Origin of the sequence: Clostridium sp. AM34-9AC (assembly GCF_003480225.1) — a bacterium.
GTDB classification, from domain to species: Bacteria; Bacillota; Clostridia; order Lachnospirales; family Lachnospiraceae; genus Acetatifactor; species Acetatifactor acetigignens.
In genome coordinates this window covers 22,307-34,703 of record NZ_QUIU01000020.1, presented here as the reverse complement: position 1 = coordinate 34,703, position 12,397 = coordinate 22,307, and the positions used below count along the sequence as shown (strand labels likewise).

Genomic DNA, 12,397 nt, shown 5'->3' with positions numbered 1-12,397 from the left:
TTCCCTTTTACTATCTGCATATTACAGATGAAGAACTCTTGCCTTGATCTCCTTGGTCTTGCCGGCATTCCAGAAGTTCTCTCCCAGATAACCGCAGGTTCTTCTGGTGACATTCATTTTCGCATGATCCTTGTTGTGACACTGAGGGCACTCCCATTCCATATTATCATTGATCATGATCTCACCATCATAGCCACAGACGTGGCAATAATCGGATTTGGTGTTGAACTCACCGTACTGGATATTATCGTAAATAAAACGGATGACTTCCTCGATGGCTTCCACATTATTGGTCAGGTTCGGTACTTCCACGTAAGAGATAGCTCCGCCCAACGACTTATTCTGGAACTCACTCTCGATCTTGAACTTGGTGAAAGCGTCGATCTTCTCCCGGACATCCACATGATAGGAATTTGTGTAATATCCCTTATCGGTGACATTGGAAATATCACCGTATTTTTCCCGGTCGATCCTTGCGAAACGATAACACAGTGTCTCAGCAGGAGTTCCGTAGAGGCTGAATGCAATACCGGTCTCCTCTTTCCATTTTGCGCAGCGTTCCTTCATATAATCCATGACACGCAGGGCGAATTCCTTGCCGGGTTCCACGGTCTGGCTGCATCCTTTCATCAGATACGTAGTCTCATACAGTCCGATATATCCCAGAGACATGGTGGAATAACCATTGTGCAAGTATTTGTCGATGGTCTCGCCCTTCTTCAGACGGGCGATGGCTCCGTATTGCCAGTGGATGGGGCTCACATCGGATACCACACCTTCCAGTGCCTTGTGACGGCACATCAATGCTTCATAACACAGTTCCAGACGCTCGTCCAGCAGTTTCCAGAATTTCTCTTCATTTCCTTTTGCCAGAATACCGATCTGCGGAAGATTGATGCTGACAACGCCCTGATTGAAGCGTCCTTCCCACTTGTACTCTCCGTTTTCATCCTTCCAGGGAGACAGAAAAGAACGACAGCCCATGCAGGAAAATACATTTCCCTCGTAATTCTCGCGCATCTTCTTCGCGGAGATATAGTCGGGATACATTCTCTTGGCAGAGCACTGTGCGGCCAGTTTGGTCACATAGTCATATTTTCCGCCCTTTAAGCAGTTGTTTTCATCCAATACATAGACCAGCTTCGGGAAAGCAGGAGTCACATAGACGCCCTTCTCATTCTTGGTCCCCTCGATCCGCTGACGCAGGATCTCCATGATGATCTGCACGGTCTCTTCCACATATTCGTCATTCTCATCGATATGCAGGAAAAGTGTGACAAAAGGAGACTGTCCGTTGGTGGTCATCAGAGTATTGATCTGATACTGGATGGTCTGCACACCGGATTTCAGTTCGTCATGCAGGCGCATCTGCACGATCTTGTCCTTGGCTGCCTGATCCAGGGTATCCCCGAATTCTTCCTCCAGCTGTTTTGCAAATTTTTCCTTACTCTTACGCAGATATTTCCCCAGATGCTTGATATTGACGCTCTGGCCGCCGTACTGGTTGCTGGCCACTGCCGCAATGATCTGGGTGGTCACGGTACATGCCACCTGAAAGCTCTTGGGAGACTCGATCATCTTGCCGTTGATGGAAGTGCCGTTGTCCAGCATGTCCTTGATATTGATCAGACAACAGTTGAAGATCGGCTGGATGAAATAATCCGCATCATGGAAATGCAGCACACCGTTGTCGTGCGCCATGGCAATATGCTCCGGCAAAAGCAGACGTCTGGTAACGTCACGGGACACTTCGCCCGCAATATAGTCTCTCTGAGTGGAAGCCAGACGGGTATTCTTGTTGGAATTTTCCTCCGCCAGCTCCTTATTCTCATTCCGGATCAGTTTTAAAATAGATTCATCCGTAGTATTGGACTTTCTGAGCAGACTTCTCTGGTAACGGTATACAATATACTTCTTTGCCAGAGTATATTTATTGTGCTCTACCAGATGCTCTTCGATCATATCCTGGATATGCTCCACGGTCTGGGTCTGTCTGCCCTCCTGCTGTACATCCTCCAGAATCTCCTCGATCAGTCCCTCACTGGCACGATACCGCTCCTCCACTTCATTGTTGGCCTTATGGATTGCTTCCCGGATCTTCTCCTCTTCATAAGGCACTACTCTGCCGTCTCTCTTCTGAATCTTCATTGCTGTTTCCCTCACTTTATATCATTCCCATAAGATACGAATTTCTGCATAAGCCGAAAGAAAAGCCGCATCGGAAGCAAGTTCCCGACACGACTTTTTCTGCAAATCATAGTGTCTCACTAGATTTTGTGTTTTTCAAGCAATTTCGTATCTACATCTTGTATCTAATATTATAGTGAGGATACATGGAAAAAGCAAGTATCTTTTTTAAAACATTCCTCTTCCACCATAACCGCCGAAGCATAAACCGCCACCGCCACAGCAAAGGTTGCAGAACAGATTGGCCAGACAAATTTTCAGGCACAGGTCGTTGCCACCCACATGGGGATAGCCATAGGCTGCCTGTCTGCTCTCATACCACTGTCCCCCGCTCTGTAGTCTCTGCAGGAGCATCTGGTATTCCATATTCTGGGGATCCAGCGCCACCGCCTTGTTTGCATGTTCCAGCGCTGCTACATTATTTCCAAGGCCCATGTGTGCCATGGCACTGTAGTAATACCATCTGGCCGTCTTCTCATGTTCTCCCATGCCGTCCAACGTATTTCTGGCCTCTCTGTAATAGCCGTTTCTGAGATAATTACCGGCTGCCCGCAGTCTGGGCTCTTCTTCATAGCCAGAAGTCTGCTGTTGCCAGCCTGCCTGCTGCCAGAAGTCTCCAAATCCCTGACCGTAGCCGCCATATCCCTGGCTTCCACCGTAGCCGCTTCCGCTACCACCATAGCTCTGCCTGCCATATCCGCCACCGTAACTGTAGCCTTCGGTCCGCTCCTTCATGATCTGCTGGTAGGCTGCCTGGATCTCCTTGAACTTTTCTTCCGCCTGATCCCTATTGGGATTGTTGATATTGGCATCGGGATGGTATTTCCGGCTCAGTGCCTTATATGCTTTTTTTATTTCCTCCTCGGAGGCATCTCTGCTCACTCCCAGAACACTGTATGGATCATAAGTCATTTCCCGTTACCTCTTTTGCACTGTCTTTCATCCGTTTCTTCCGCACGATCTCATAACGGCACCATACACCGGAATACAGAATATTCCGCAGAATATCCACATTCTGTAAAATAGGAAGCTGTTCGAACTCCTTACAGCACTCCGACATCATCATGGTCAGGATCTGCCGGCATTCCTCCTCAAAGCCCGGTTCCTCATACCGTTTCTTTAACGGATTATAGGTTCCTTTTTTGAGGTCCTGCTCGATATCCTCATAGGCATCCAACAGATAAATGAATTTTCCCAGGAAAAATCCAAGTCTCTCCAGATTGTCCTTCCACTCATCCTCACGACAGGATACAATCTGTGCCATGACTCTGCCAAACAATCCCGCCATGGTATCAATATCCGCATTGCCCTGCTTTTCCGCATCCGCAAAATCCTGCATGGCCAGTGAGATAGTTCTTACTTTTTCCTGATATAATAACGGTTTTTTACGGAATTTTCTTCCCAACAGATAACTGTACACCAGTCCCTTCAGACTATGCTCGTCCTCCCAGTCGTCCTCCGCTTTATAGCAGGAAAAAAGTACCGTCATATCTGCCACATAATCCGTAAACAGATTTCTTCTTGTGGGATGTTTTTCCAAAGGATGGGCCACACATCTGCACTGGGCCTCCTGCTCCTCCGGTTCATATAAGCCGGTGAGCAGCATCAGGATAAAAGTCATATCGTAATTCAGAGAAAGCTGCCCCAGGACACCGTAACGTTCCTTCAGGCTCTGACACAATCCGCAATAATAGGATCGATAAACATCATACTCCTTAAATTTCATTTCCGACTGATTGATCACAATATATCCGAACATCTGGCTCACCACCCTTTCCTATATTTCTGTATTCCAATTTTCATTTTCCGTGATCCTGCCACAGGATTTTCCCGTCAGGTCTTGCGGATAAATTCTTCACCGCATTTTCTGCACCGGATTGCGATCTTCCCCTTATGTCTGGGTACCCGAATCTTCTGTCCGCATTTCGGGCATTTATAGATCTTGTACTCCTTACGACCGGCAATAGCCTTTTTCTTTCGCTGCCACCATCCGCGAACCTTCATTTCTTTCTTCAGATACCACTGGTTCTCGGCACTCCTCTTACTCAGATCTTTAGAAAACATCCGGTAATACGCATAGACTAACAGGGCCAGAGCCAGCACATAAAATATTCTCAGACCAAAAAAAGAGAGCGTCAGGCAGACCAGAGCCACAATCATCAAAAACTGATTGAAGCGGTCGTTGCCATAACGCCCCCACATGAAACGCTGTAACTTCTCTTTCATGAAGTACCACCTTTCGTCCGCCACCATACAGGGGACACATTATCCAAATCTTTCAGAGTCTCCTTCGCGAAGTCTCCTCTGAATGTTACCTACATTATGGTATGCCGAAAGGCAAAAAGCAATTAACTAAGTATAAACTTTTGTAAAAGAACTATTATTTATTCCACAGTTTCTGGGCCCGTTCATCCCAGTTTTTCGCGTATTCTGCGCACTTTCCGCACAGATGCTCCACAGACTCCGGTGACTGTAAATCAGTGGAATGTGCTCCGGTCTCATGCACCATACGCTGTAAGATTTCCGGATTTTCCAGCATCGGGCAGGGCTTTAAGTGATTGCAGTTGAAAGGCTGGTTCGCACGGTATGCCATAAACAGTGGCTGCTTCAACGCAGTCAGCAGATCTACTTCCTTGATATTGGCACCGGAATAATGGATGAATACACAGGGCTCCACATCGCCGTTTGGATTGATATGGCAGTAGTTTCTGCCGCCTGCGATACATCCGCCCACATATTCTCCATCGTTCTGGAAATCGAAGGCAAAGATAGGTTTTCCGCCCTTCATGGCACGGATTTCACGAATACGGTGATACATATATTCTCTCTGGTCCGGATCTAAGAGCAATTCGGTAGATGCATCATTGCCTACGGGCATATAATGGAAATACCAGCTGAATCTGGCACCTTTTTCAATGATCATATCCAGAAATTCATCACTGGTGACTACTTTATAGTTCTTGCTGGTATAGCAGATGGAAGTTCCGAAGATCAGACCGTACTGCTTCATCAGATCCATGGCATGCATTACTTTATCAAACACGCCCTTGCCGCGGCGTAAGTCGTTCACTTCATCGAAGCCTTCCAGACTGATAGCTACGGAGAAGTTGCCTACCCGCTTCATCTCCTGGCAGAATTTCTCATCGATCAGCGTGCCGTTGGTAAATGCATGGAAGCCACAGTCATCGTGTTTCTCGCACAAACGGATGATGTCATCCTTTCTGACCAGAGGTTCGCCGCCGGTGAAGAAATACAGATAGATACCAAGTTCCTTACCCTGGGTAACGATGCGATCCATATCTTCAAAGCTTAAGTTCAGACGATTGCCGTACTCTGCCGCCCAGCAGCCGGTACAATGTAGGTTGCAGGCACTGGTGGGATCCATCAGGATCAGCCAGGGGATATTGCACTGATGTTTCACACGCATCTCGTTAATCTCTTTTTTACCGCAGAACGCCGCCTCAAAACCATAGTCCAGTGCGGACATTTTGATGACATGGGGATCCACTTCGTTTAAGATCCGGTTCACATACTGCATCCATTTGCTGTCCGGATCCTGGATCATACGTCTTGCCGCATCATAGCTTTCCTTGCGGAAGGTATCTCCCATAAATTTTTCCGACAGATCTACCAGCTTTAAGAACGCCTTTTCTCTGTCTGCTTCGTCCTTATTCACATACTTCAGAATTCCGTCGATTGCTGCGCCAAATGCAGCTCTCTCAACTTTGTGTTTTGCGTCTGCCATACGATTTACCTCACTTTTGTCTATTTATTCTATGAATCACGGTATTTCAGATGTAATATCGAAACAATACATCCACGCCGGCAAGCAGGAAGATCAGCGCTCCACTGATCAGTACACGGTTTCTTCCATGACACCCGATCCGATATCCCGCATAGATGCCGACGATGACCGCCAGCGCAGCCATAATTGCCAGCTGAATGATCTGCACCGTTACTCTGGTGTCTAAAAAGCCCATGCCAATTCCCGTCAGAAAACTGTCCACACTGGTAAGCATGGCCCAAATGCATAGCTGTCTCCAGGCGAAGGCATCTTCCCTTCGTTCCAGCGGGTCCCGCATATGTAGTGCCCGGACGATCAGCCATATCCCGATCAGGAAAAAAATAACTGCCGATGCCGCCCTGAACAGTCTTTCTGTCCGCTGATAGTTCATTGCAATGTACGGAAGTTCCGAAATCAGGCTTCCTAAAAGCATTGCACCGCTCTGCCATCCTGTGAACAGCAGGATCATTTTCAGGATCTGCTTTTTGTCCAGTCTGGAAAGCATAGCGCCTTTGTATAATGCATAGGTAAAGACATCCAGGGATAGTCCCACCGATACAATGAAAATTTCATACCATGCCATCCATGCAGCCCCTTTCTCCCGTTATAATGTTTTTATCTCTTTTCATTTTTTACTTTAAACAATTTTCCGGCATATGGTAAGATACAACCCTTGCACAGCGTTTTTCCTGCTCTTACATTTTTTCGATAACTGTAAATATTCCGCGACATTTTGGCAAAAGTGTCGTTTAAAGTTGAGAAAAGAAAGTTTTTTGGTTATAATATTTCTATCTCGGTTCTTTTATAGGAAAAGGAGTCCTGTGATGAAGACAAAAGAATTATTGGCAGACAGTTTTCGTTCTCTTGTGCTTACCATGCCTTTTCAGAAGATTTCCATCAAAATGATCACGGATGGTGCACATGTGATCCGCCCTACTTTCTATAACTATTTTCAGGATAAATACGAAGTGATTGAGTTTCTGTTCGACCAGGACATCGGCAGCAAAGTCGAAGTCATGATCGAAAACGATATGGAACAGGAAGCCATCAAGCTGATGTTTATCTGTTTTGAAAAAAATAAGGAATATTATCATCGACTTTTTGAAACCACAGGCCAGAATTGCTTCGGAGAATTTTTTTCACACTACTGTGAACAGACCTTTTTCCGGATTCTGTCCAGACATCCTATGAGGAAAATGCCCTGCGAACTTATCACACCGCAGTCACTGGCACATTATAATGCCCTCTTATTAATTGAAATTCTAAAGTTATGGCTCTCCTCTCCGAAAGAAGTCCCTGCGGAGAAAATTTTTGAGGCCTACCAATATATTATACGAACTCCGATACTGGATATGATCCAATATCCGGAACCATAAAAAGACAGGTCGAACTGACCTGTCTTTTTATATCTGATAAACTTATAATCTTGTGATCACAAAGATATCATAGATTGCCTGAATTGCAGTCTCAAAATCTTCATTTGCCACACCGATGATGATGTTCAGCTCGGAAGATCCCTGGTCGATCATCTTGACATTGATATTTTTGTGTGCCAGTGCGGAGAAGATTCTGCCTGCAGTGCCGCGGGTGGACTTCATGCCACGGCCTACGACAGCGATCAATGCCAGGTCGGATTCGATGTCAATGGCGTCGGGATTGGCCAGTCTGTGGATGCCTGCCACTACCTTCTGTTCCTTGTGCATGAACTCATCCTGATGTACGAATACCGTCATGGTATCAATGCCGGAGGGAACATGCTCGAAAGAAATACCATTTTCTTCAAATGCCTGCAATACCTTTCTGCCGAAACCGATCTCGGAGTTCATCATATCTTTTTCAATATTGACGGAGCAGAAGCCCTTCTTTCCGGCGATACCGGTGATCACGTATTTGGACTTCTGACAGGTGCTTCCCACGATCCAGGTACCATTGTCCTCGGGAGCGTTTGTATTGCGGATATTGATAGGGATACCTTCCTGACGTACCGGGAAAATGGCATCCTCATGAAGAACGGTAGCACCCATATAGGCCAGCTCGCGAAGTTCACGATAGGTGATAGTCTCAATAGCCTCGGGATGATCAATGATGCGGGGATCCGCAATCAGGAAACCGGATACATCGGTCCAGTTCTCATAGACATCCGCTTTGGCAGCCTTGGCCACGATGGAACCGGTGATGTCGGAACCGCCTCTGGAGAAAGTCTTCACCGTTCCGTCGGGCATGGCACCGTAGAAGCCGGGTACAACTGCTTCCTTGCTCTCTGCCAGTCTGGCACGCAGTACTTCATTGGTCTTTGCTGCGTCAAATTCGCCGTTCTCATCGAAGAAGATGACGGTTGCCGCATCAATGAAATCATAGCCCAGATAATTTGCCATGATAATACCGTTCAGATATTCACCACGGGAAGCCGCGTAATTGCTGCCGGCCTTTGCCTTAAAGTTCTTCTCAATAGTCTTGAACTCATCGACAAGATCCAGATCCAGCTGCAGTCCGTCGATGATCTCCTGATAACGGGCTTTGATAGCATCCAGTTCTGCCTTGAAGCTCTTGCCCTGATCTGCCAGATCATAGCAGGCATACAACATATCCGTTACCTTGGTGTCATCGGAAAATCTTTTCCCCGGTGCGGAAGGTACCACATATTTTCTCTCCTTATCTGCCCGGATGATGTTTCCTACTTTTTTGAACTGCTCTGCGCTTGCCAGAGAACTTCCACCGAATTTCACTACTTTTGACATAACATTTTCTCCTCAACTCTATCTAATAATAGTATATCCTTTTTATACCAGACGGATCCTGCCGAGCATCTGCTCGCCCAGTGCCTCGTATTTTGCCTGAAAATCTTTTTCCTTCATACTCTGCGTGAAGTATCCGAAGTCTTCCTTCCGGTCCTTAAGATGTACCACCCGGCCTCCGGGGAACGCTGCTGTAACCGCATCTTCCGCTCCGGCCTTTGCCCGGATGAAGAAACTTCTCTCGGCCTCGCCGATGTCTGCCAGCTTTACTTCCTCTTTGTCCCAGAAGCACATGATCACCTTGCCCTGATGTCTTGCACAGTCGACGACATCTGATACTACCGCGCTGGCGGTGGGAAGCTTACCTGCGCCCCGTCCGTAATACATGGAATCTCCCAGCATGTTGCCGGTGACAAATACAGCATTGAATACACCATGTACCATGGCAAGCGGATGTTCTTTGGAAAGTAAAAACGGTGCTACCATAACCTCTGCGGTATTATCATCAATGGCCCTGCTTCTGCCCAATAGCTTGATGGTATGATCTGTGGCATTGGCATATTCGAAATCCGCTGCTGTGATCTTAGTGATACCTTCGGTGGGAACCTTCTCGGAATCCACATTTTTACTGAACATCAGGGAAGACAAAATTGCAATCTTACGGCAGGCATCATAACCTTCCACATCCGCTTCCGGATTGCGCTCCGCATAGCCTTTGTCCTGCGCTTCCTTCAGAACCGCAGCAAAGTCCGCACCCTCTTTTTCCATTTTACTTAAGATATAATTCGTAGTACCGTTTAAGATACCGTTGATAGCCTCGATCTTTTCTGCTGTCAGGGAATAATTCAACGGACGGATAATGGGAATACCGCCGCCCACACTGGCTTCGAACAGATAGTTACAATTATGTTCTCTGGCGATCTGCAGCAGTTCGGGACCGTGCTTGGCTACCAGCTCCTTGTTGGAGGTGCAGACGCTCTTGCCCCGTTCCAGAGCCTGCTTCGTGAACTGATAAGCGGCTCCGACACCGCCCATGGTCTCACAGACAATAGTCACACTGTCGTCATGTAAGATCGTATTGAAATCATGAATGACTTTGTCCTCGTAAGGATCTCCGGGGAAATCTCTCAGATCCAGGATGTATTTTACCTCCAGTTCCTGTGCGGACTTCTTGTTCACCATGTCCTTGTTTTTCTCGATAACTTCCACCACACCGCTGCCCACGGTGCCGTAGCCTAATACTGCAACGTTGATCATATCATAACCCTTGCCTTTCTCATAGCCTGCAAACCTTCAGGTACTTTAGTACCTTGCGCAGGCACAAATTGCGTGTGAAAAATTTTATTCTTTTGCCAGTATTTTTACATGATGTACACTGGGCTGTCCCTCCAGCTGCTCAATCATCCGGGAAATGTCCCCCGTGGTCTGCAATACCTGAATACTCAATGTCAGAGAAGCGATTCCGTTGATGGGAATACTCTGATGGATCGTCAGGATATTGGCCCGGTACTCTGCGATGATCTTCAGCACATCCGACAATATACCCGGTTCATCATCCATCTGAAAGGTAAGAGTGATGGTCGTTCCCTGGGAATTGTCATGAAAGGGAAAAATATCATCTTTGTACTTATAAAAAGAACTGCGGCTGATACCTACCGCATCAACCGCTTCCTGTATGGTCAGAACCTTCTCTGACTCCAGAAGCCGCTTTGCTTCCACTACCTTTAACAGTACTTCGGGGATTGCCTTCTGCTTCACCACAAAATACTTGGTCGTTTCTCCCATATGTTATCCTTTCTTCCGGTTCGTATCTGTAGTGCGGACACTTGTTTTTCACCGAGGGATATTCTAGCACAGTAAAGCATGAAAGACAACCCCCATTTTTAACCTTTTGCTGTAAATTCCAAAAAGTTCAAAACAGGGGTTGTCTCTAATTCTTGCGGGGATATTTGTTCCCCGTCTCCCGATATGCGTTAAAATCCCATGCCGGTCCCGTCTGTAACCATTCATACATGACGTGTTCTGTATTCTCATAAAAAATGTACCGGCGTTCTCTTTTTTCTCCCTCCTGATATGGGAAAATCGCATCTCCCGCCGCTCCGTCCATCAGTCTCACATATGCATCCTGAAGATCCTCGTAAGCTGCAGGAACAAGCGATGTCTGTAACGGATGGCTCTCTCCCACACCTTTTACCAGGAACAGAGGATTCTGTCTGTCATATGCCGAGACCTCATTCTGAGGATCAAAGCCATGATCTGCCATAACGATAATAACCGAATTGTCATACAGATCTGACTGTTTCAGCTTATCAAGAAACTGACCGATCACCCTGATATTGGCCTCCAGCGTCTCCGTATACGAAGAATCTCCTACCGCATTCAGATCCGCATCATACAGGAAAGGAACATGCCCTCCCTGCAAATGATAATACCGGAAACACTTTCCCTCCTGATACGTCACCTCTTCTTCCTGCATATGTGTGGCAAATTCTTTGAGATCCCAGGTATACAGAGGATTGCTCTCGTCCACAAAGGCATTGTGCTGCCCCTGCGTCTGTACAATGGCCCGATAACAGTATTCCTTTAGGAAAAACGGTGCGTAGCGGATGCCGCCCAGCTTGCAGATTGCCCGCCTGAAATACTTCCAGACATACGCCTCATGCTGCAGTTCCACCATATTGGAAAACTGATAGGTATACGAAGTCACCCACGGATCAGACTCATACAATGCGATGTCATAATCCCTCTCAGACAGTTCCCGGAACAATCCTGATTCATCCACAGCTGCCGCCGCGTAATCCAGATAATATTCTTCTCCTTCATACCATTTGCCCGATAAGATATACGGAACAGAAAACGCCGTCCAGGGATATGCTCCCACCATATCCGGATAATAAGTAAAATCAGCAAATGTCTCTGTATAGGCCGGATCCGAATCCATCACTTCTTCAAAAGTCTTCGCATCCACCGCATCCAACAGCAATACCAGGAAATTCTGATCCTGTGACAGACGGTACTGTCCGTTCTCCAGTGCATAATAAGTGGTTCTCTCCCGGTAAGCCCCTGTGGTCACAGTCATCGTCACAAGCGTTATCATGAGGATTCCCGAAAGTCCCGCACTCACAGCCATACAGATTCCCTGAAATCTCTTTGCACCAAGCAGCTTTGCCATGGTCACGACCGCTGCCGCTATGAGAATACACACTATCGCTGTCTTTATATTTTCTCCCCGGTAGTCCTCCCATACGATTTCCGTGCCGTCGAAAGGCGGCATATGATTCACCAGAAAATTGCCCTGCACATATAAAGTAAGCAAAACCACCAGTTCCGCTGCCGTAACGAACCGGCAAAAAACTTTGGAGATACAGGCTGCCAAAAGGATTCCCAACACATTCAGTCCAAAAAAAAGTGCAAAATTCTGCAGAACCGCTTTTAATATCTTATAAAAATCAAACCAGAATTCTGTCTGGTTCGTAACATACAATTCCAACGGTGCATAAATAAAAAAAATAAAACAGACAGCAAAAGCTGCCAGCAGTCCCGGCGCTGCCACCTTCCACCTGTCCGTCACAAAGGTTTTCCATTTCTCTTTTTTCATCTGTTCCCTCTATCTGCTGTTCTTTTGTATTCCGTCCAACATTTTAACACGACGCCTGTATAAACTCAACTCCAACATAAATAAAGGCCAGCC

General features: G+C 46.8%; 11 protein-coding genes. 1 reads left to right on the top strand and 10 read right to left on the bottom strand.

The window, feature by feature from the left end; all coding sequences use genetic code 11:
* Positions 1-21: 21 nt before the first annotated feature.
* From nrdD to DW835_RS12120, 6 genes are all read right to left on the bottom strand, one after another.
* Positions 22-2,148: an anaerobic ribonucleoside-triphosphate reductase gene (gene nrdD / locus DW835_RS12145; RefSeq protein ID WP_117466289.1), complete on the bottom strand. Its 2,127-nt coding sequence runs from the start codon at positions 2,146-2,148 to the stop codon at positions 22-24.
* Positions 2,149-2,355: 207 nt separating this feature from the next.
* Positions 2,356-3,099 carry a J domain-containing protein gene (locus tag DW835_RS12140; RefSeq protein ID WP_117466290.1) on the bottom strand — a complete coding sequence of 248 codons (744 nt, stop codon included), beginning with the start codon at positions 3,097-3,099 and terminating at the stop codon, positions 2,356-2,358.
* Positions 3,089-3,946: a DUF5685 family protein gene (locus DW835_RS12135; RefSeq protein ID WP_117466291.1), complete on the bottom strand. Its 858-nt coding sequence runs from the start codon at positions 3,944-3,946 to the stop codon at positions 3,089-3,091. Before DW835_RS12135 ends, DW835_RS12140 begins: the two co-directional genes overlap by 11 nt.
* A 74-nt stretch (positions 3,947-4,020) precedes the next feature.
* On the bottom strand, positions 4,021-4,413 hold the full coding sequence (locus tag DW835_RS12130) for a hypothetical protein (protein WP_118669042.1): 393 nt from the start codon (positions 4,411-4,413) through the stop codon (positions 4,021-4,023).
* A 154-nt stretch (positions 4,414-4,567) separates the two neighbouring features.
* On the bottom strand, positions 4,568-5,932 hold the full coding sequence (locus DW835_RS12125; protein ID WP_118731238.1) for a radical SAM protein: 1,365 nt from the start codon (positions 5,930-5,932) through the stop codon (positions 4,568-4,570).
* Positions 5,933-5,978: 46 nt separating this feature from the next.
* Positions 5,979-6,554 carry a manganese efflux pump gene (locus DW835_RS12120; protein ID WP_118504545.1) on the bottom strand — a complete coding sequence of 192 codons (576 nt, stop codon included), beginning with the start codon at positions 6,552-6,554 and terminating at the stop codon, positions 5,979-5,981.
* A 241-nt stretch (positions 6,555-6,795) separates the two neighbouring features.
* On the opposite strand from DW835_RS12120, the gene DW835_RS12115 reads away from it, so the two are divergent.
* On the top strand, positions 6,796-7,347 hold the full coding sequence (locus DW835_RS12115; protein ID WP_022313217.1) for a TetR/AcrR family transcriptional regulator C-terminal domain-containing protein: 552 nt from the start codon (positions 6,796-6,798) through the stop codon (positions 7,345-7,347).
* A gap of 42 nt (positions 7,348-7,389) precedes the next feature.
* On the opposite strand, the gene DW835_RS12110 is transcribed toward DW835_RS12115, so the two are convergent.
* The 4 genes from DW835_RS12110 to DW835_RS12095 form a co-directional block, all read right to left on the bottom strand.
* Positions 7,390-8,709, bottom strand: coding sequence for an aspartate kinase (locus tag DW835_RS12110; RefSeq protein WP_117466294.1), 1,320 nt, complete (start codon positions 8,707-8,709; stop codon positions 7,390-7,392).
* A 42-nt stretch (positions 8,710-8,751) separates the two neighbouring features.
* A complete protein-coding gene (locus tag DW835_RS12105) occupies positions 8,752-9,963 on the bottom strand; it encodes a homoserine dehydrogenase (protein ID WP_118504547.1) in 1,212 nt (403 codons plus the stop codon).
* An 84-nt stretch (positions 9,964-10,047) separates the two neighbouring features.
* Positions 10,048-10,491, bottom strand: a complete 444-nt coding sequence (locus DW835_RS12100; RefSeq protein WP_022313220.1) for an ACT domain-containing protein — start codon at positions 10,489-10,491, stop codon at positions 10,048-10,050.
* 145 nt (positions 10,492-10,636) lie between these two features.
* Positions 10,637-12,304: a sulfatase-like hydrolase/transferase gene (locus tag DW835_RS12095; RefSeq protein ID WP_118504549.1), complete on the bottom strand. Its 1,668-nt coding sequence runs from the start codon at positions 12,302-12,304 to the stop codon at positions 10,637-10,639.
* Positions 12,305-12,397 lie beyond the last annotated feature (93 nt).